Raw genomic sequence first — 20,015 nt, 5'->3', positions numbered from 1 at the left:
CGTGGGCGGGCAGTTCAGTGGTCGTGCGGGCCTTCCCGGTGGACCGGGCCGTGCGGCGCGGCGCAGTGCGCGTCCGCCGGATCCGCCCCCGCCCGGCCCACGGTCAGCAGCGACTCCTGCACGTGGTCGACCTGAAGGGTGGTGTGGCCGATGCCGTACTCCTTGCCGAGCAGCTGCTCCAGCTCCCGCCGCACCGCGTGGCAGTCGCCCTCGGGCTCCACCAGCACGTGGGCGGAGAGGGCGGCCTCCCCGGAGGTGATCGTCCAGATGTGGAGGTCGTGGACCTCGGTGACGGGCAGGTGGCCGACCAGCCGGTCGCCGACCGCGTCCGGGTCCAGGTGCGCGGGAGCCGCCTCCAGGAAGATCCGGCCGGATTCGCGGACGAGTCCGTAGCCCGCCTTGAACATGAGCGCGACCACGACCAGCGTGGCGATCGCGTCGGCCTGGACGAAGCCCGTGGTGAGGACGACGAGACCGGAGACGGCGGTTCCGATGAAGGCGAACAGGTCGTTGAGGATGTGCTGGTAGGCGCCTTCGACGGCGAGCGAGGAGCGGTTGGCCCGCGAGATGCACCAGGCCGCGGCGACGTTCACCACGATGCCGGCCAGCGCCGTCACCAGGACGACCCCGCCCTCGACGGCGGGCGGGTCGAGCAGCCGCCGGACCGCCTCGTACGCCAGCCAGGCGCCGAGCAGCAGCAGCGTGAGCCCGTTGGCCTGGGCGGAGAGTATCTCCGCGCGCTTGAGGCCGTACGTGTAGCCCCCGCGGGCCGGCCGGGCGGCGAGGCGCATCGCGATCAGCGCCAGCACGATCGAGACGGCGTCGGTGAGCATGTGCGCCGCGTCGGAGATCAGGGCCAGCGACTGGGCGAGGAGGCCGATGACCACCTCGACGGCCATGAACCCGCAGATCAGGGTGAGCGCGATCGCGAGCCACTTGCGGTCGGCGTTCGCGGAGACCCCGTGCGAGTGCCCGCCCGGCCCGTGTCCGCCGTGCCCGTGGTCGTGGCCGTGCCCGCCGGACCCCGTTGCGCCCCCGTGGTCGTGGTCCCGGTCGTGCGCGTGGTCGTGTGCACCCATGACGTCCCCCGAATTCTGTTCGATGCGATCCGCCCGACGCGTGAAGTGAAGCGCACACCGCCCGGTTCGGCAAAGGCTGCACCGGTGACCGTTGTCATTACGGTTAAGGCCGCTCTGACCTGCGGTTATGCCGGTGCCGAAGGATCGTGGGAAAATCTGCTCATGGCCCAGCGCCCCGGCGCCTCGAGTGCGCCCGAACTCGTTCTCGAGACCGACACGGGCTCCACACTGATCAGCCCGGGCCGGACCTACCACGTCGGCAGGGACCCCCTCAGCGAGATCTTCCTCGACGACGCACGGGTCTCCTGGCACCACGCGGTCCTGCGCCCCGAAGGCGACCACTGGACGATCGAGGACGAGGACAGCACCAACGGCACGTACGCCGACGGCCGCCGCATCCACGAATGGGGCGTCGGCCCCGGCAGCGAGCTGCGCTTCGGCAGCGTCGCCGACGGGCCGCGCGCGGTCCTCTGCGGCCGCGAACCGCCCGCCCCCGCCGCCGGGGCGCGCGACTCCCGCCCCTCCGGCGTCCACAGCCCCGGCCTCACCGGAACCTTCCGCCGGCCCACGTCCGTCCGGCCGCTGCCCGCCCGGACCGCCTTCCGGATCGGCCGCGCCACCGACAACGACCTCGTCGTCGACGACCTCGTCGTCTCGCGCCGGCACGCCGAACTCCTCGCCCACCCCGACGGCGGCTACGAGATCGTCGACCTCGGCAGCCACAACGGCACCTTCCTCAACGGCACCCCCGTCAGCCGGGCCCGGATCGCCGAAGGCGACATCGTCGGCATCGGCCACACCGCGTTCTGCCTCGTCGGGGACCAGCTCCAGGAGTACCTCGACACCGGAACGGTCTCCCTCGACGTCCAGGGCCTCACCGTCGCCGTCGACCACGGCCGCAAGATCCTGCTCGACGGCGTGTCCTTCCCGGTCGGCGAGAAGTGCCTGCTCGCCGTCGTCGGCCCCAGCGGCGCCGGGAAGTCCACCCTCCTCGGCGCCCTCACCGGCCTGCGCCCCGCCGACCGCGGCACCGTCCTCTACGACGGCCGCGACCTGTACCGGGACTACGCCGAACTGCGCAGCCGCATCGGCCTCGTGCCGCAGGACGACATCCTGCACACGCAGCTCACCGTCCGCCGCGCCCTCGCGTACGCCGCCGAACTCCGCTTCCCCCAGGACACCGTCAAGGCCGAACGCGAAGCCCGCGTCGACGAGGTGATCCGCGAGCTCGGCCTCCAGCAGCGGGCCGCCCAGCCCATCCACAGCCTCTCCGGCGGCCAGCGCAAACGCGTGTCCGTGGCGCTCGAACTGCTGACCAAGCCGTCCCTGCTCTTCCTCGACGAGCCCACCTCGGGCCTCGACCCCGGCATGGACCGCTCCGTGATGCACATGCTCCGCGGGCTCGCCGACGACGGCCGCACCGTCATCGTCGTCACGCACAGCGTGCTCTCCCTCGACGTGTGCGACCGGCTCCTCGTCCTCGCCCCCGGCGGCCGGATCGCGTACTACGGACCGCCCGAGGACGCCCTCGGCTTCTTCGGGTTCACCCAGTGGCCGGAGGCGTTCGAGGCCTTCGAGACCGAACAGCACCGGGACTGGGCCGGGGAGTACCGGGCCTCGCCCGAGCACCGCCGCCACATCGCCGACGCCTCCCGGCAGCCCCGGCTGCCCGGCGCCCGCCCGGCGGCCGCCCCCGTGGCCCCGCCGCCCAAGGCCCAGAGCTGGGGCTCGCAGCTCGGCACGCTCGTCCGCCGGTACGCCGCGGCACTCGCCGCCGACCGCACCTTCCTCGTCATCATGATCGCCCTGCCGTTCGTCATGGGCGCCATGGCCCGCGCCCTCTCCGGCAGCACCCTCACCCGCGAGACGGCCCTGAACGCGCTGCTCATCCTCTGCGTCGGCGGTGTGCTGACCGGAGCGGCCAACGCCGTGCGAGAACTGGTCAAGGAGCGCACCATCTACCGCCGCGAGAGAGCCGTCGGCCTCTCCCGCTCCGCCTACCTGATGTCGAAGGTCGTCGTCCTCGGCACGGTCACCGTGGTCCAGGCCGTCGTCCTCACCCTGGTCGCCCTCGCCGGGGTCGACCTGAGCGCGCCCGGCGGGGAGGGCGTCCTCATGCCCCCGCTCGTCGAGATCACCCTCGCCGTGGCCCTGCTGTCCTTCACCGCGATGATGCTCGGGCTGCTGGTCTCCGCCCTCGTGCGCAAGGAGGAGGTCACCATGCCGTTGCTGGTCCTCCTCGCCATCGTGCAGGTGGTGTTCTGCGGAGCCCTGCTGGAGCTCGACGGCGTGCCCGTCGTCGGACAGCTGGCCTGGCTGGTGCCCTCCCGCTGGGCGCTCGCCGCCATGGCCGGCACCATCGACCTGGCGGCGATCGTGCCCGGGGAGATCACCGACGACCCGCTGTTCGCGCACTCCGCCGGGACCTGGCTGCTCAACATGGGCATGATGGCCGCCCTCTCCCTGCTGTTCGGGATCGTCGTCGTGCGCCTGCTGCGCCGTCACGAGCCCGCGATCATGCGGAAGTAGGCCCCATGACCAGTGCACCCGGCCCGGAGTTCCATCCCACGCACGTCGTGCCGCAGGAAGGCCTGCCCGCCTGGGAGGCCCCCGACGTGTCGCGCCCCACCGAACCCCTCGACCCCTTCCTGCCGGTCGAGCTGCTCGCCCGTCGCGGGGAGTGGGGCCAGGTGCTGTGCGTGAACGGCTGGTCCGCGTGGGTCGACGGCCGGCTGCTGGTCGCCGTCCCGCGCCCGCCGCCGACCGGCGGGCGGCCGATCGGCCGCAGCGAGGACGTACGGCCCCTGCTCGCACGCTCGGCCGAGGCCCTGGACCGCTACCGCCGGGCCGTCGAGGAGTTCGCCGCCGGGCACGCCGACCCCGAGGCCTTCCGGGGTGCCACCCGTGGGGTGCGGGCCGGGATCGTGATCGACGGCGAATCGGTGTGGCTGTACGACGAGTCCTCCGCCCGCTGGATGTACGGCGCCGGGCCCCGGCTCACGACGTACGCCGCCGACGACGGCCCGGGAGCCACGCTGCCTCCGGTGCCGCAGGAGCCCCCGGGCGCGGCCGACCGGACCGACCCGGCGGCGGCCGACCCCCTCGCGGTGCAGCCCGACGTACCCCCCGCGGCGGCCGGGCACGCGCCCACCCGCGTGGTCACCCCGCCCGGCCCCGGGCCCGGCCCCGGTGACCGCTGATGGCCACGCCCCGGGACCAGGACAGCCGACTGCCGTACGACCTGACGGGCACCCGCGTCGCCGGCTACCTCGTCGAGGGCGAGATCGGCCGCGGCGGCATGGCCGTCGTCTACCGCGCCCACGACGTCCGGCTGGGGCGCACGGTCGCCCTGAAGGTGCTCGCCCCGGAACTGGCCCGCAACGACTCCTTCCGCGCCAGGTTCGTCCACGAGTCCCGGGCGGCGGCCGCCATCGACCACCCGCACATCGTGCCCGTGTTCGAGGCCGACGAGAGCGACCGGCTGCTCTTCATCGCCATGCGGTACGTCCCCGGGCAGGACCTGCGGGCCATGCTGGACCGCTCCGGGCCGCTGCCTCCCGGCACGGCGGTACGGATCGCCACCCAGGTGGCCTCCGCGCTCGACGCCGCGCACGACCACGACCTGGTCCACCGGGACGTCAAGCCGGGCAACATCCTGGTCGCTGCGGGCACCGACGAGGAGCACCCCGAGCACGTCTACCTCGCGGACTTCGGCCTCACCAAGAAGTCGCTGTCGCTGAGCGGGCTCACCAACATCGGCGACATCGTGGGGACCGTCGACTACATGGCGCCCGAACAGATCGACGGCGGGCCCGTCGACGGCCGCTGTGACCTGTACAGCCTCGCCTGCGTGGTGTTCGAGATGCTCACGGGCAGGCCGCCGTTCCCGCGGGATGCCGAAATGGCCGTGATGTACGCCCACAAGAAGGAACTGCCGCCCCTGCTGACCTCCCTGCGGCCCGAGTTGCCGAAGGCCCTGGACGAGGTGATGGCCAAGGCCCTCGCCAAGACTCCCGACGACCGGTACGCCAGCTGCCTGTTGTTCACCGCCGCGGTGGGGCGGGCGGCCCGGGACAAGGGGCACGAGCCCCCGCCGGTGCATCCGCCGGAGGAAGGGGGCGGCCCGCCCGGAACACCGGCCGGACCGCCGCCCCCGCCGCCGCTGTGGGCACTGCCGGTGTTCCGGGCGGGCGCGGGCCACCGCTGAGCCGTACGGGCGAGGGCCGCCGGGCGGGGCGGGCGCGGGGTACGGGGCGAGGGCCGGTCAGGACGGTCCGCCGGGCCCGCCGTCGCCGCCGGGTCCGGGTCCGGTGGTGCCGGCGGGGACCTCGCCGCGCCGCACCCCGCTCGCCAGCAGGCCGCCGAGGAAGCCGGCCACCGCGCCCCACAGCACGCCGAGGCCCACCGTTCGCCACAGCACCGGCTGCAGTTCCACCCGGCCGCCCAGGCCGTCGACCTCGCCGATGCCGATCAGCGAGAGTCCGTACCGGGCCTGTACGTCGCCCAGCAGGCACACCGCCAGCACGGTGAGCCCCAGCGCGACGGCCATGTGCAGGGCGTGCTGCCACGGCCGCATCCGGGCGGGGGAGCGTACCGCCGCGGCGACGGCCACTGCCAGCAGCAGGACGGCCGCCACCACGACCAGCCACCACGCCCGGCCGTCGTGCTCGGCCAGGGTCCCCACGTCGATCCTGGACACATCCGGGGTCCGCAGCACCTCGTCGAGGAGCGGGGGCATCGGCAGCCCGAACGGGCCCACGACCTGACCGTCCCAGGCGCCGCCGAGCCCGAGGGTGAGGGCGAGCCAGGTCAGGTTCGGCAGGCCCAGGAGCACCACGGCGAAGGTCTCGGCCGCATGGCCCCGGGTGAGCGCCACGATCACCCCGACGACCACGCCGACGGCGACGTACGCGAGGAGCAGCAGGACCATGGCGGAGGCGGCGGGCCGTACCGCCGCGTGGAAGCGCACCAGCCGGGCCGGGAGCGGGGCCCGCCGCGACACCAGCAGCGCGAGCACGATCAGGCCCACGATCCAGAGCAGGCCGAAGAACAGGGTCGCCGGCAGGTCGCTGCGGAAGCCCACGGTGGGCGAGGCGTCGAGGAGTTCGCCCAGTTCCCCGAGCGGGTTGTCGCCGACGGAGATGCCGAAGCTGTGGCGGGCGAAGAGGGCGTACGCGGTCAGGGCGGCGAGCCACAGCACGATCAGCTGGGCGGCCCGCAGGGCCAGTTCGCCTGCTCCGGCCACGGCCCGGTGGTGCAGCGGCCGCAGGAAGGAGAAGGAGGCCGCCAGTGCGCCGACGAGGGTCACGGACAGGGGCAGTACGGAGATCGAGGCGTCCGCGCCCGCGAGGAACCCGGCGCCGCCCGACACCTCGACCGAGCCCCCGGCGGCCATCACGACGACGGCCGCGACCACCTGTGGGAAGGCGCCGCCGGGCACATCGGTGGCCCCCGCCGCGGCGAGCCCGGCCGCGGCCACGACCGTCATCGCCACGAAACCTGCGACCACCGAGAGGAGCGCGTCGCCCCAGCCCCGGGCGGCTCCCCGGCGCCCGGGTGCCGCCTTGCCTGCCGTTCCTGCCGTTCGGCTCACAGAGCCACCGTAAGCAGGGGCCCGGCGGGCCGCGCGGCGGGCGGGGCGCGGGCGGGCGCCGGAAGCCGGAGGGCGGTGCGGGGCTTCGAGGGGCGGTGCGGCGCGGCGAGGCCGGCGCGGGAGTGCAGGGCAGGTCCGGTCCGGGTACGGGCTCCGATTTGCGGGCACCACCCGGATGGCGCACACAATGGTCCGCAGGAGTGACGCAGTCCGGTTGCATCCCGTGATGGGGCCGGAGCCTCCGCCAGGGAAGAAGCCGCCCGTGCCCACTCAACCGTCTGGCCAGCCGTCTCCCGGCCGCCCCACAGGCCCTCCTTCCGGCCCGCTGGCCGGCCCCCCGCGGCAAGGGCCGCCGACACGTCCGTCGGGCGGCCCTTCCGGCCCGCCCAGCGGTGGCGCCGGCGGTACGGGCGGCCCTGGTGGCACGGGCGGATCGGACGGTTCGGGGGGCGGATCGCCGAGCGGATCCGGCGGCAAGCCGTGGTGGCGTTCGGTCCCGAGGATCGCGACCGTGGCCCTCGCCATCGTCGCCGCCGTCGTCCTGACCGTCGTCCTGACCCGGCCCGACGGCGGCACGAACCAGGCGGGCGGGGAGCTGTTCCTCCAGCCGGCGTCGGCCCCGGGCCCCGACCCCTACACCGAGCCGACGGTCACGCCGCCGGCCACCCGGCAGCCACCGCCATCGCCCCCGACGACCACCCGGCCGGGCGTCCGTACCACCCCGCCGGGCGCCCGTACCACCCCGCCGGGCCTCCGTACCCCCACCATCCAGGGCCAGAGCGTGACGCACAGCGTCAGCGGCGCGGCCCCGGGCCTGTACGGGGGCACCAAGAACGTCGCCAGCTGTGACGTGGAGAAGCAGATCAGGCTGCTCACCGCACAGCCGGCGAAGAACGCCGCCTTCGCCTCGGTCCTCGCCATCCAGCCCCGGGCGGTGCCGGGCTACCTGCGCTCCCTCACCGCGGTCCAGCTTCAGTCGGACACGCGCGTCACGAACCACGGCTACCGGGACGGGCGGGCCACGAGCTACCAGGCGGTCCTCCAGGCCGGCACCGCGGTGCTGGTCGACGACCGCGGGGTGCCTCGGGTGCGGTGCGCCTGCGGCAACCCGCTGGGCCCGCCGGTCGCGCTGAAGGCCGACCCGGTGCGGCAGGGGCAGGCGTGGCCCTCGTACCGTCCGGCGAACGTGATCGTGATCGCGCCGTCGGTGAAGGTCGTCGACAAGTTCGTCATCTACGACCGCCACGACCGGCGCTGGTACGAGCGCCCGCAGGGCCACCACGACCGGCCCGACAAGCCCGTGCGGCCTCCGCGGGACCCCTCGCCGTGGGTGCCGCCGAGCCCGCCCCCGCTGCCCCCGTCCGTGAGCCCCTCGCGGTCGGTCTCGCCCGACGAGTCGGTCTCCCCGCCCGACGGGTCTGTCTCCCCGGACGAGTCGCTTTCGCCGGACGAGTCGGTGTCCCCGGACGAGTCGCTTTCGCCGGATGAATCGGTCTCGCCCGACGGCTCCGTGTCGCCGGATGAATCGGTCTCGCGCGACGGCTCCGTGTCGCCGGATGAATCGGTCTCGCGCGACGGCTCCGTGTCGCCGGACGAATCGGTCTCGCCCGACGACTCGGTTTCGCCGGAAGAGTCGGTTTCCCCGGATGTGTCGGTCTCGCCGAACCCGAACCTCGTGCCCGCGTCGCCGTCCTCGCCGTCTGCGGCCGAGGAGCAGGCGTCTTCGTCGCCTCCGCCGCCCCCCGAGTCCTCCGCCGGGGGGCCGCCTTCGTCCCCAGAGCCTGTGGTCCCGCCTCCGTCCTCGCCGCCGGCTGTCGAGTCGCCTCCGCCCCCGCCGGCCGTTGAGTCGCCCCCTCCGCCTCCGCCCCCGCCGGCTGTCGAGTCGTCTCCCCCGCCTCCGTCCCCGCCGGCTGTCGAGTCGTCTCCCCCGCCTCCGCCGCCCGTCGAGCCGCCCCCGCCCCCCGTGGACGACGGAGGAGTCTCCTAGGAACCGGGCGGCGGATCCCTACGCCCCGGTAACCCGTCTGCGGACCGGTTCCGGCCGCCGTGCCCGCCCACGGCGGCCCGATCGGTGAGACAGTGGCTGCATGGCCGACAGGGGAGCAACCCGGGCCGCCGCGCCCCCACCGGAGGCATGGCCGGCCCGCCCGGACCGGAGCCTCGCGCTCAACCGGATGGGCACCTTCGACTGGGATCTCGACAGCGGGCAGATGTACCTGGACCCGACCGCCCTCGAGGTCTTCGAACTGCGCCCCGAGGAGTACGGGGGCACGGCCGCCTCGCTGCGCGTGCGCATCCCGCCCGGCGAGGACGCCCGGCTCGACGCCCGGGTCTCCCAGGCGCTCAAGAACGGACGGAGCGAATACGGCGCCTACTTCCGCATCCGCCTCCGCGACGGCAGCTCCCGCTGGACCCACACCCAGGGCCACATCCTGCGCGACCCGACCGGGCGTCCGTACCGGATCATCGGGATCGTCCGCGACGCCTCGCTCGACCCGCGCGATCCGGGCGCACCGGCCGAATGGGCCGAGAAGGCCGAGCGGTCCGAGCGGTCGGAGCGGGCCGCCGTGCGCCGCCGCATGACCGGCGTGGTGGACCGGACCACCGCCATCCTCGCGCACGCCCGCACCGTCAACGACGTCACCGACGTCCTCAAGGACCCCGAGTCCCTCGGGCACCTCGGTGCGGTCAGCGTCATGCTCGGTGTGGTCGACGGCGGGCGGATCCACCTCGTCGCGGAGGGGCAGCTCGGCTCGTACGTACCCGAGATCGAGTACACGAAGATCGACGCGCAGTTCCCGATGAGCGAGGCGGTGCGCACGCTCCAGCCGGTGTTCCTCTCGTCGCGCGAGGAGTTCCAGGAGCGCTTCCCGCTGCTGTGGCCGTACATCGAGCCGCTCTCGGTGCGCAGCGGGGCCTACCTGCCGCTGATCGCACAGGGCCGCCCGATCGGCGCGCTCGGCCTGCTCTACCCGCGCAACGGCGAGTTCCCTTCCGAGGAGCGCAACCTGCTCGTCGCGCTGGGCAGCGGGATCGCCCAGAGCCTGCAGCGGGCCATGCTCTTCGAGCAGGAGCACGACCTGGCGGAGGGGCTCCAGCGGGCGATGCTGCCGCGCAGCATCCCCGAGGTGCCCGGTGCGCAGCTCGCGGTCCGCTACCGCGCCGCGCGGATGGGCCGCGACATCGGCGGGGACTGGTACGACGTGATCCCCCTCGGCGACGGCCGGCTCGGCGTGATGATCGGCGACGTCGAGGGCCACGACACCGACGCCGCCGCGGTCATGGGGCAGCTGCGGATCGTGCTGCGCGCGTACGTATCCGAAGGGCACACCCCCGGCACCGCGATGGCCCGCGCCTCCGCCTTCCTCCGGGAGCTGGACACCGACCGCTTCGCGACCTGCACGTACGCCGAAGCGGACCTGAATACGGGACTGCTCCAGCTGGTCCGGGCCGGGCACCTGGACCCGCTGGTGCGGCGCGGGGACGGCAGCTGCCACCGGGTGGTGGTCGCGGGCGGCCTGCCGCTGGGCCTGGTGAACCGGGCGGACGGGGCGCCCGCCCCGGTCGGTACGGGCTACCCCGTCACCGCTTTCGACCTCCACCCGGGCGAGACCCTGGTGCTGTGCACCGACGGCCTGATCGAACGGCCCGGCGCCGACCCGGACCTCGGCATGCGCGAGCTCATGGCCGCGGTGCGCACGGGCCCCGCCGACCTGGAGGAACTCGCCGACGTGCTCTGCGACCTGGTGGGAGACGCGGGCGGCGGGGACGACATGGCGCTGCTCCTGTTCCGCCGTCACGGCACCCCCGCCCCGCGCGGCGGCGGGCCGCTGCGCCAGCACCTGGAGCCCGGCGACCCGGAGGGACCCTCCACCGCCCGGCACCTGATCCGCGCGGCAGCGGCGGCGTGGGGAGCGCGGGGGCGGGCGGACGAGATCGAACTGGCCGCCGACGAGCTGATGACCAATGCGCTGGTCCACACGGACGGCGGCGGCCTGGTGACGCTGCGGCTGACCGGCGAGGGCCGGATCCGCATCGAGGTGCAGGACTTCTCCAGCGCCCTGCCGCGCCGCCGCGAGGCCGACGACTGGGCGGTTTCGGGGCGCGGCCTGATGCTGGTCGAACAGCTCGCCGACGAGTGGGGAGTGGAACCGCGCGGCACCGGCAAGTCCGTCTGGTGCGAGTTCTCGGTCCCCGGCGCCGGCCCGTCGGCGCCCGAAGCGCCTGCGGCGTCTGTCCAGACCGCGGTCTGAGGCCGGGCGACCGGTTCCTGAGCGGCCTTCGGTGCGGAGGAACGCGCGTGCCGCGGTGCGGGGTGCTCCATGGTCCGGCGGACCGGACTGGCTGTCCGTACGCCGTCTGCCGCGGCCGTGACGGCTGCTCAGAGCTCGACGAGCGTCACCTCGGTGGCCTTCACGCTGGTCCACACGCGCGTGCCCTCGGTCAGCTCCAGCTCGGCGGCGGCCCCCGGGGTGATCTCCGCGACGAGGTCGGGCGCCTCCGGCGAGGTGATCAGGACGCGCAGCCGGCTGCCCACCGCCGTGATCTCGCGGACCGTGCCGGGCCAGATGTTGCGCGGGCTGCCGCCGGGGCGCTCGCGGTGGACCGACACCGCCTCGGGCGCGATGATCGCCAGCGCGTCGCCGCCCCCGGGAGCCGCGTCCGCGAGCACGAGGCGCCCGCCGCCCTCGGTCGTGAGCCCGCCGGCGACGACGGTGCCCGGCCAGGCGTTGCGCCCGAGCATCCGGGCCACCCACGGCGACCGCGGATGGCGTGCGACCTCGGTGGGCGGCGCGTCCTGCAGCGCCTGGCCGTCGTGGAGTACGAGCACCCGGTCGGCCAGCGACACGGCCTCGACGGGGTCGTGCGTGACGATCAGGCAGACCCCGCCGAAGTCCCGGAGGTGCGTGCGCAGGGTGTGCCGCACCCGGGCCCGGGTGGTCTGGTCGAGGGCCGCCAGCGGCTCGTCGAGGAGGAGCAGCCGGGGGCGGGCGGCCAGCGCCCGTGCCAGCGCGACCCGCTGGGCCTGGCCCCCGGAGAGCTGGGCGGGCCTGCGGTGGGACAGGTGCCCGACGCCGAGGCGGTCCAGCCACTGCTGGGCACCCCGGCGGGCCTCGGCCCGCGGCACCCCGCGGGCGCGCAGCCCGTACGCCGTGTTGGCGAGGGCCGTGAGGTGGGGGAACAGCGCGCCGTCCTGCGGCACCCAGGCCACCTGGCGCCGGTGCGGGGGCAGCTCCGTCACGTCGGTGTCGCCGAGCCGGAGCCGGGCGTGGGCGCGCGGGGTGAGGCCGAGCAGGGCGCGCAGCAGGGTGGTCTTCCCGGCGCCGTTCTCGCCGACCACGGCGATGGTGGTGCCGGGCTCGGCGTCGAGGGTGAGCCGGTTGAAGCCGGTCACCTCGGCGTGCAGCGGCCAGGGCTCCGCGACCGCAGCCGGGCGGGCCGTGTCCGCGTGGGCCCCCGCGGCCTGCGCGGCCCGCGGGGCGGTCGCCGCGGCGGCGTCGTCGGCGCCGGCGTCACCGGCCTGCGGGGCCGGGGCCCGGTGGTCGGCGGGGGCTCCGGTCCAGCGGCCGCGCAGGGCGATCAGGACCGCCATGGCGATGGCGAGCAGCAGCAGGGAGAGCGACGTGGCGGCCTCGGGCTCGTCCTGGAGCAGCAGGTAGACCTGGAGCGGCAGGGTCTGGGTGGTGCCGGGGAGGTTCCCGGCGAAGGTGATGGTGGCGCCGAACTCGCCCAGGGCGCGGGCCCAGGTGAGCGCGGCCCCGGCCACCAGGCCCGGCGCCACCATGGGGAGCGTGACGGTGAAGAACACCCGTACCGGTGAGGCGCCGAGGGAGGCCGCGGTCTCCTCGTAGCTCGGCTTCAGACCGCCCAGGGCGCCTTCCAGGCTGATGACGAGGAAGGGCATCGCCACGAACGTCGCCGCGACCACGGCACCCGACGTGTGAAACGGCAATGTCACATCGAACGTGTCCTCCAGCCACGGCCCGAGCAGCCCGCGCCGCCCGAAACCCAGCAGCAGCGCCACACCGCCGACGGTCGGCGGGAGCACCATCGGCAGGAGCACGAGCGAACGGACGACGGCCTTGCCGGGGAACTCGACGCGCGCCAGCACCCAGGCGAGCGGCACGCCGAGCAGCAGCGACAGCCCGAGCGCCCAGAAGGAGACGACCAGCGAGAGCTTGAGCGCCGTCACGACGCCCGGTGTCGTCAGATGCGTGCCGAGGTCGCCCCAGGACGTGCGCACCAGGATGCCGACGAGCGGGAGCAGCAGGAAGAGCACCGCGAGCAGCGCCGGCAGGGCCAGGGTCAGCGGCGCGCGGGCGGCCCGCGCGACGCGGGTGGTGCGGGGTCTGCTCATGCGGTTCCTGCGTTCGGAAAGGCCCACGGAGGGCGTCGTGCGACGGCCGGTGCCGAGGATACGGGCGGCCGGGGAGAACAACGCGGGGGCTGCCCGTTCCCCCCCGGACGGGCAGCCCCCTGGCATGTGGCGGTGCGGACTACGGCTGCTGGAAGCCCGCGTCCTGGAGGATCTTCTGCGCCTCGGGGCTGCTCAGCCAGGCGACGAAGGCGGCGGCCGCATCGGCGTTCCCGGACTGCTTGAGCACGGCCGCGGGGTAGGAGGCGACGGCGTTCTGGGCGTCCGGGATGACGACCGAGTCGACCTTGCCGGCGGCCTTGGCGGCGTCGGTCTTGTAGACGAGACCGGCGTCGGCCTCGCCCAGCTCGACCTTGGAGAGGACGGCGCGGACGTTCGGCTCCAGCGAGACCGGCTTCACGGCCACCTTCTGGGCGTCCAGGATCTTCTTGCTGTAGCGGCCGACCGGAACCTCGGGCGCGGCCAGGACGACCTTCAGCTTGGTGTCCGCGAGGTCCTTGAGTGCGCCGACCTTGTGCGGGTTGCCCTTGACCGTGGCGATGACCAGGCGGTTCTTCGCGATGACGGCAGGGGTGCCGCTGATCTCGGCCTTGACGCCGTCCATGGTCTTGGTGTCCGCGGTGACCAGGGCGTCGGCGGGCGCGCCCTGCTTGACCTGCGCGGCGAGTTCCTGCGAGCCCGCGAAGGAGAACTCCACCTCGGTGCCCGGGTGCGCCTTCTCGTACGCCTCTCCTGCGGTCTTGAAGACGTCGGTCAGCGAGGAGGCGGCGAGCACGGTCAGCTTCGCACCCCGGGGCGCGGAAGCGCTGCCCGAAGACGTGGCGGTGCCGGTGTCCTTCTTCGTGTCGTCGCTGCTGCAGGCGGTCAGCGGAGCGAGGAGGGCGGCGGCGAGGACGGCGGCAGCGGCGCGGCGGCGGGTGATGAACGGGGACATGAGGGTTCGGACTCCTCGTTGGGGCGGACGGCCGACGGCCGGTTCCGTGGCGGGGCGAGCGGCGCCGGTGACGGGCGGAGCGGACTCGGGGCGAGTGAGCGGTGGTGCCTGCGGGAGCGGAGCCGGGCCGGGGTGTGGCGGCTCTGCCGGGATCGGTGTGCGTGCGAGCCGGACTTCTCGCAGGTGACCTGCACATGCGACACGGTAGGGGTTCCTGCGCCGCACATGCAATTCTCTTGTGATGAACTACCTGGCAGATGCCGGGGCTCTTGGTTCATCCGACAAGCCGCAGGGCTTTTATCCCGGCGGTCGCGGGTCGCCGGGCGCTACAGTGCGGGACATGGCTGACGAGGGGACTTCCGCACGCGTCGACAGCTGGATCTGGTCCGTCCGGCTCACCAAGACGCGCTCGCTCGCCGCGGCGGCCTGCCGCGCCGGGCACGTACGGGTCAACGGCGACCGGGCCAAGCCCGCCCAGACGGTGAAGGCCGGCGACGAGGTCCGGCTGTTCCACGAGGGCCGGGAACGGATCGTGATCGTCCAGCGGGTGATCACCAAGCGGGTGGGTGCGCCGGTGGCGGCCGAATGCCTCGTCGACAACAGCCCGCCGCCCCCCACCAAGGTCGAGGCCGCCGCCTCGGGCCTGCGCGACCGGGGCGCCGGCCGCCCCACCAAGCGGGAACGCCGCGACCTGGACCAGCTGCGCGGCCGCTGAGCGCGCGCTGCCGCCTACGCCCTGCCGCCCGCGCCCTGCCACCCTCCTGTCGCCCCCCGTTTGCCGTTGCGGGGGCGGCGGGCATGCGCGCGACATACCCCGATGTACGGACCGCCGTACGGGTTGACCGATTACCGCCGTGGACCCCCGCCTTCCGCCCGCCCGCCGTACGGAACTCCGCCTGCGCCGGGTCGCAGGCCTGCATCGACACGCCCGGGTGGCACCGATCCGGGAGGCAAGGGGGCGAATGTCCGAAAGGCCCCTGTGATAGCGGTTGTTCCGTGACTAGCGTGTGGACCGCTCCGGGGGCACCCGGGGCTTCGTGACGAGAAGGGAACACGATTCCTGTGCGCACGAGCATGAAGTTCACCGTGGCCCTGTCGGCGGGCGCTCTCGCCGTCCTCGGGCTGGCCGGACCGACCAACGCCCGGTCCGCCCTCGACGCCACCATCGCGGCCCAGGCCGACAAAGCCGGCCTGAGCAAGAGCGAAGTGGACCAGCTGCAGAAGCAGATCGACAAGCAGATGGCCCGGACCCCGGGCGGCAAGCAGATCGGTGTCAACCAGGTCGCCTGGCGCGACGGGAAGGCGGTCATGACCTGGCCGCTGCCCGGTGAGAAGCGGGCGCGCGCGGTCAACGAGCCGGCCGCGGCCCTGGGTTCGCCGAACTGCAGCTACGCATGGACCTGTCTGTACGAGCACAGCAACTGGGACGGCCGCAGGCTCACCTGGTCCGACTGCAACTTCGAGAACCTGTACAACTGGGGCTTCAACGACCAGACCACGTCCTGGCACAACAACCAGACCCGGGGCACCAAGACCTACGTCTACAACTGGACGGGCAGCAACTGGGCCCTGATCTGGACCTCGACCGCCCCCTCCGCGAGCTCCAACGTCGGCGCCGCCAACAACGACATCGCCGACGGACTGTGGGTCTGCTGACCCCCTGACGCGACCCGGGCGGCCTCCGCCGTCCCGCCTGACCGCGGCGCGGACCCCGTACGGCGCACCACGGCCGTACGGGGCCCGCGCTCCGCGCCCGCCCGCTACACCTTCCGGTAGCTGTACGCCTCCGCGGCCGATGCCGCCACCGCCTCCAGCCCCGCTCCGGCCGATGCCGTCACCAGCGCCGACACCGCACCCTCGACGAACGGCGCGTCCACCAGCAGGGCCCCGTCGGGGAGTTCGCCCTCCTCCGCCAGCAGCGCCTTGACGGTCAGCACCGAACTGCCCAGGTCCGCGAGGAGCGCCACACCCGCGCCGCGGTCCACCGACCGGGCCGCCGCGACGATCAGCTCCGCACTCGTGCCGAGGCCCCCGTCGAGCGTCCCGCCCGCCGTGGCCAGCGGCACCGGCGGACCGCCGGCCGCCAGCCCCCTGGCCAGCTCCGCAACCGACTCCGCCACCCGCGCGCTGTGGGAGACGAGCACGATCCCCACCAGCGGAGCGGCCTCCTGCCCGCTACCCCCGGCGCTCACAGCGAACCCTCCGCCCGGTCGGCGACCTCGGCGAGCGCAGCGAGCAGCAGGGCCGACGACGCGGCCCCGGGGTCCTCGTGCCCGATGCTCCGCTCGCCCAGGTAACTGGCCCGGCCCTTGCGCGCCTGGAGCGGCACCGTCGCCAGCGCGCCGTTCTCCGCCGCGTCCGCGGCCGCCCGGTACGAGGTGCCCAGCGCAGCCACCCCCGGCACCAGCGCATCGAGCATCGTCTTGTCGCCCGGCGCCGCCCCGCCCAGCTGCGCGACCGCGCCCACGCCCTTGTACAGGGCCCGGCGCACCTCCTCGTCGGACACCTCGGCGGCCTCGCCGAGCTCCTTGCCCGTACGCCGCAGCAGGGTGCCGTACAGCGGCCCCGAGGCCCCGCCCACCGTCGAGATCAGCGTCCGGCCGGCCAGCTGGAGCACGGCGGCGGGGCGGGCCGGCTGCTCCTTGTCCAGCTCCGCCATCACGGCGGTGAAGCCGCGCTGCAGGTTGCTGCCGTGGTCGGCGTCGCCGATCGGCGAGTCCAGTTCGGTCAGCCGCCCGGCCTCCCGGTCCACGGCCGCCGTCGCCGCCGCCATCCAGCTCCGGAAGAACTCCGCGTCGCGCACCCTGCCGCCTCCTCGCCGATCGGCGCGTACCGCCCGTGCCGCCGGTACCGCCGTGCCGCCCGTGCCGTTGTCCGCCGTACCGCCCTCAGCCTACTGACGCGGCCGCTCAGCGGCCCCAGCGCAGCGCCGCCGTCTCGACCGGCGCGTCCCAGAGCCGCAGGATCTCCTCGTCCGCCGCGCACAGCGTCACCGAACACCCGGGCATGTCCAGCGAGGTGACGTAGTTCCCGATCAGGCTGCGGGCCACCGGCACGCCGCGTTCGGCCAGCACCCGGTGCACCTCGCCGCCGAATCCGTACAGCTCCAGAAGCGGAGTCGCCCCCATGCCGTTGACCAGCGCGAGCACCGGACCGGCGGGCTGGAGGTCCCTCAGTACGGCGTCGACAGCGAACTCCGCGATCTCCCGCGAGCTCATCATCGGGCGCCGCTCCCGCCCCGGCTCGCCGTGGATGCCGACGCCCAGCTCCAGCTGGTCGTCGGGCAGTTCGAAGGTCGGAGCGCCCTTGGCCGGGGTGGTGCAGGAGCCGAGCGCCACCCCGAAGCTGCGCGAGTGGGCGTTGACCCGGCGCGCCACCTCCGCCACCCGCTCCAGCGGCGCGCCCTCCTCGGCGGCCGCCCCGGCGGTCTTCTCGACGAAGAGCGTGGCCCCGGTCCCGCGCCGCCCGGCGGTGTACAGGCTGTCCGTCACGGCCACGTCGTCGTCGACCAGTACGCGCTCGACCCGGATGCCGTCCTCCTCGGCGAGCTCGGCGGCCATCTCGAAGTTGAGCACGTCGCCGGTGTAGTTCTTGACCACGAACAGCACCCCGGCCCCGCCGTCCACGGCCGCCGCGGCCCGCACCATCTGGTCCGGCACGGGCGAGGTGAACACCTCGCCCGGGCACGCGGCCGCCAGCATCCCCGGCCCCACGAATCCGGCGTGCAGCGGCTCGTGCCCCGACCCCCCGCCGGACACGAGGGCGACCTGCCCGGCCACGGGGGCGTCCCGCCGCCGCACGATCCGCCGCTCGACGTCCACGTCCAGCGCCGGGTGCGCCGCGGCCATCCCGCGCAGTGCGTCCGCCACGACCGTACCGGGGCTGTTGATCAGCATCTTCATGCGCATCTCCTGGTGAGGTGAAGGGACGAGTGGGCGAACGGGCGAGCGGGCCGCCTCCTTCGATGATGTCCCGTCAGGGGGTGCGGTGTCGGCACATCGGCGTTCCCGCGGCCGCGGAGCCCACCGGGCCTGCTTCCTCAGCGGCCCCGGCCGCCTCCCCGGCCGCCGCCCCGGCGGGCGAATGGCAGGCGCCGGGGCGGGTAGCCGCGCCGTGAAACGTTCTGCCGGGCGGCCCGGCCACGCCCGTCGTGTGCGGGGCCGCCACCCCGTCCCGGAGGAGCCCGCATGAGGTACACCGAGGTACCGTCCGACCCGGCCGCCCGCCCGCGCCGTACCGGCAAGGCCTGACGATGGGCTCCGGAGCCGCGCAGACGGCACGCAAGGGCGTCCGGTCCGCCGAGCGGGGCGGCCGGGCCCGCGAGGTCACGGCGCGCTGCGGACTGGCAGCGCGCGGAGTGCTGTACGTCCTCGTCGGGGCGCTGGCCGTACGGATCGCCTTCGGCGGCGGAGGCGAGGAGGCGGACCGGCAGGGGGCCCTGCGGGCGCTCACCGGGACCCCCGGGGGCAAGGCCCTGATCTGGGCCGTGGGCATCGGGCTGGTCTGCATGATGCTGTGGCGGCTGTCGGAGGCGGTGTTCGGTGCCGCGGGGCCCGACGGCGGCAAGGCGACCAAGCGGCTGGCGGCGGCGGGCCGGACGGTGTTCTACGCCGCCGCGGCCGTCTCCGTGCTGTCGTTCGCGGCCGGGGGCGGTGGCGGCTCCGGTGACGAGCAGTCGCGCGACACGACGGCGAAGGTCATGGACCTGCCCGCCGGCCGGTGGCTGGTGGGCCTGGCGGGGCTCGCCATCGGCATCGCGGGCGTGGTCATCGCGGTCCAGGCGGCGCGGCGCAGCTTCCGCAAGCACCTCGCGATGGGCGACGCGTCGGACCGGTGGCGCAAGGCCGTCGACTTCCTCGGGGTCGCGGGCGGAATGTCACGGGGCGCGGTGTTCGCCGCGGCCGGCGGCTTCGTCGTGTACGCGGCCGTGCGCTACGACCCGGGGCAGGCGAAGGGCATCGACGCCACCCTGAGGTCGTTCGCCGCGACTCCGGCCGGGCCGTGGCTGCTGGCCGCGGTCGCCGTAGGACTGGTGATGTTCGGGCTGTTCTCCTGGGCGATGGCCCGCTGGCGCGAGGTCTGAACCGCAAGGCCGGACGGTTCCCCCAGCTACAGCCCGCCCGCGACCCGCACCACGGCCCCCGTCGCGTACGACGCGTCCCCGGACAGCAGCCACGACACGGCCCCGGCGATCTCCTCGGGCTGTCCGGCCCGCCCGAGCGGAACGCCCGCCGCGACGCGGGCCGGGCGCTGCGGGTCCTCGTGGAACCCGGTCCAGACCGTGCCCGGCGCCACGCAGTTCACCCGGATCCCGTCCGACGCGACCTCCTTGGCGAGCCCGACGGGGAGCGTGTCGACGCCTGCCTTCGCCGCCGCGTAGTGGACGTACTGGCCCGGACTGCCGAGCGTGGCGGCGGCCGAGGAGATGTTCACCACGGCGCCGCCCCCGGTGCGTGCCATGTCACGTACCGCGCGCCGCGCGCACAGCAGGTAGCCGAGCAGGTTCACCTCGAGGGCAGCCCGCAGGCCGGCCGGGTCGGCATCGGCGAGGCGGCCGTTCGGCCCGCTGACCCCGGCGTTGTTGACCAGGCCGGTGACCGGGCCGAGGGCAGCCGCGGCGCGGTCGAAGAGCCGGTCGACCTCCGCCGCGTCGGAGGTGTTCACGGGCACGGTCAGGGCGCGCCGCCCGGCCTCGCGCACCGCCTCGGCCACCGCTTCCGTTCGGCCTCGGCGTCGGAGCGGTAGCCCACCACGACATCGTGCCCGTCGGCCGCCAGCCGCCGGCACACTGCGGCGCCGATGCCCCTGCTGCCCCCGGTCACCACCGTGACCCTGTGATGATCGATCATGCGGACACCTTACGGACCTGCGGGCGCGAGGCGGCTGCGGGCCCCGCGCCCGGCGCCGTCCCGACGGCCGGAAAGGGCCGGTCGAGGGCTTGTGGCGGAGACCTCGGCCGTACCCCTGTCCAGAACGCGGCGATCACGGGATATCTTGATGTCAAGCAATGTTGCAGACGTGGAGACGTGGAGC

14 protein-coding genes and 2 pseudogenes are annotated in these 20,015 nt (G+C 74.6%); 8 read left to right on the top strand and 8 right to left on the bottom strand.

The window, feature by feature from the left end; all coding sequences use genetic code 11:
- Positions 1 to 14: 14 nt before the first annotated feature.
- Positions 15 to 1,079, bottom strand: a complete 1,065-nt coding sequence (locus tag ACZ7H1_RS03125) for a cation diffusion facilitator family transporter (protein WP_470783231.1) — start codon at positions 1,077 to 1,079, stop codon at positions 15 to 17.
- Between the two features lie 162 nt (positions 1,080 to 1,241).
- Between ACZ7H1_RS03125 and ACZ7H1_RS03120 the strand changes: the two genes are divergently transcribed.
- The 3 genes from ACZ7H1_RS03120 to ACZ7H1_RS03110 are packed head-to-tail and all read left to right on the top strand — an operon-like array spanning position 1,242 to position 5,286.
- The gene (locus ACZ7H1_RS03120; protein WP_470783229.1) at positions 1,242 to 3,608 is read left to right on the top strand and encodes an ABC transporter ATP-binding protein/permease; all 2,367 of its coding nucleotides are present in this window, start codon (positions 1,242 to 1,244) and stop codon (positions 3,606 to 3,608) included.
- 5 nt (positions 3,609 to 3,613) lie between these two features.
- A complete protein-coding gene (locus ACZ7H1_RS03115; RefSeq protein WP_470783227.1) occupies positions 3,614 to 4,279 on the top strand; it encodes a hypothetical protein in 666 nt (221 codons plus the stop codon).
- Positions 4,279 to 5,286 carry a serine/threonine-protein kinase gene (locus tag ACZ7H1_RS03110; RefSeq protein WP_470783226.1) on the top strand — a complete coding sequence of 336 codons (1,008 nt, stop codon included), beginning with the start codon at positions 4,279 to 4,281 and terminating at the stop codon, positions 5,284 to 5,286. The genes ACZ7H1_RS03115 and ACZ7H1_RS03110 overlap by 1 nt, the downstream gene beginning before the upstream one ends.
- A gap of 57 nt (positions 5,287 to 5,343) precedes the next feature.
- On the opposite strand, the gene ACZ7H1_RS03105 is transcribed toward ACZ7H1_RS03110, so the two are convergent.
- Entirely contained in the window at positions 5,344 to 6,672 is a 1,329-nt protein-coding gene (locus tag ACZ7H1_RS03105) for a streptophobe family protein (protein WP_470783224.1), read from the bottom strand.
- Between the two features lie 226 nt (positions 6,673 to 6,898).
- On the opposite strand from ACZ7H1_RS03105, the pseudogene ACZ7H1_RS03100 reads away from it, so the two are divergent.
- Together ACZ7H1_RS03100 and ACZ7H1_RS03095 are read left to right on the top strand one after the other, a co-directional pair.
- Positions 6,899 to 8,275, top strand: a pseudogene (locus ACZ7H1_RS03100) (DUF6777 domain-containing protein); the annotation flags it as partial.
- 484 nt (positions 8,276 to 8,759) lie between these two features.
- Entirely contained in the window at positions 8,760 to 10,925 is a 2,166-nt protein-coding gene (locus ACZ7H1_RS03095; RefSeq protein ID WP_470783223.1) for a SpoIIE family protein phosphatase, read from the top strand.
- 128 nt (positions 10,926 to 11,053) lie between these two features.
- On the opposite strand, the gene ACZ7H1_RS03090 is transcribed toward ACZ7H1_RS03095, so the two are convergent.
- Together ACZ7H1_RS03090 and modA are read right to left on the bottom strand one after the other, a co-directional pair.
- Positions 11,054 to 13,030 carry an ABC transporter permease gene (locus ACZ7H1_RS03090; RefSeq protein ID WP_470783221.1) on the bottom strand — a complete coding sequence of 659 codons (1,977 nt, stop codon included), beginning with the start codon at positions 13,028 to 13,030 and terminating at the stop codon, positions 11,054 to 11,056.
- 139 nt (positions 13,031 to 13,169) lie between these two features.
- Positions 13,170 to 13,982, bottom strand: a complete 813-nt coding sequence (gene modA / locus ACZ7H1_RS03085) for a molybdate ABC transporter substrate-binding protein (protein WP_470783220.1) — start codon at positions 13,980 to 13,982, stop codon at positions 13,170 to 13,172.
- 340 nt (positions 13,983 to 14,322) lie between these two features.
- Between modA and ACZ7H1_RS03080 the strand changes: the two genes are divergently transcribed.
- Both ACZ7H1_RS03080 and ACZ7H1_RS03075 read left to right on the top strand, forming a co-directional pair.
- The gene (locus ACZ7H1_RS03080; RefSeq protein WP_470783218.1) at positions 14,323 to 14,697 is read left to right on the top strand and encodes an RNA-binding S4 domain-containing protein; all 375 of its coding nucleotides are present in this window, start codon (positions 14,323 to 14,325) and stop codon (positions 14,695 to 14,697) included.
- Positions 14,698 to 15,044: 347 nt separating this feature from the next.
- Positions 15,045 to 15,638, top strand: a complete 594-nt coding sequence (locus tag ACZ7H1_RS03075) for a peptidase inhibitor family I36 protein (protein ID WP_470783217.1) — start codon at positions 15,045 to 15,047, stop codon at positions 15,636 to 15,638.
- A 104-nt stretch (positions 15,639 to 15,742) separates the two neighbouring features.
- On the opposite strand, the gene ACZ7H1_RS03070 is transcribed toward ACZ7H1_RS03075, so the two are convergent.
- The 3 genes from ACZ7H1_RS03070 to dhaK all read right to left on the bottom strand — a co-directional run bounded on the left by ACZ7H1_RS03070 (position 15,743) and on the right by dhaK (position 17,884).
- Positions 15,743 to 16,174 carry a PTS-dependent dihydroxyacetone kinase phosphotransferase subunit DhaM gene (locus ACZ7H1_RS03070; protein ID WP_470783216.1) on the bottom strand — a complete coding sequence of 144 codons (432 nt, stop codon included), beginning with the start codon at positions 16,172 to 16,174 and terminating at the stop codon, positions 15,743 to 15,745.
- Positions 16,171 to 16,785 (bottom strand): dihydroxyacetone kinase subunit DhaL, encoded by a 615-nt coding sequence (gene dhaL, locus ACZ7H1_RS03065; protein WP_470783214.1) that lies wholly within the window; start codon positions 16,783 to 16,785, stop codon positions 16,171 to 16,173. Before dhaL ends, ACZ7H1_RS03070 begins: the two co-directional genes overlap by 4 nt.
- Positions 16,786 to 16,891: 106 nt before the next feature.
- Positions 16,892 to 17,884 (bottom strand): dihydroxyacetone kinase subunit DhaK, encoded by a 993-nt coding sequence (dhaK, locus tag ACZ7H1_RS03060; protein ID WP_470783213.1) that lies wholly within the window; start codon positions 17,882 to 17,884, stop codon positions 16,892 to 16,894.
- Positions 17,885 to 18,234: 350 nt separating this feature from the next.
- On the opposite strand from dhaK, the gene ACZ7H1_RS03055 reads away from it, so the two are divergent.
- Positions 18,235 to 19,065 carry a DUF1206 domain-containing protein gene (locus tag ACZ7H1_RS03055; protein WP_470783212.1) on the top strand — a complete coding sequence of 277 codons (831 nt, stop codon included), beginning with the start codon at positions 18,235 to 18,237 and terminating at the stop codon, positions 19,063 to 19,065.
- A gap of 26 nt (positions 19,066 to 19,091) precedes the next feature.
- Here ACZ7H1_RS03055 and ACZ7H1_RS03050 read toward each other — a convergent pair.
- A pseudogene (locus ACZ7H1_RS03050) lies at positions 19,092 to 19,831 on the bottom strand (SDR family NAD(P)-dependent oxidoreductase).
- Positions 19,832 to 20,015: the final 184 nt, after the last annotated feature.

The sequence above is a fragment of the Streptomyces sp. NPDC037401 genome, from assembly GCF_055602345.1.
This window is presented reverse-complemented; position numbering and strand designations above follow the sequence as displayed.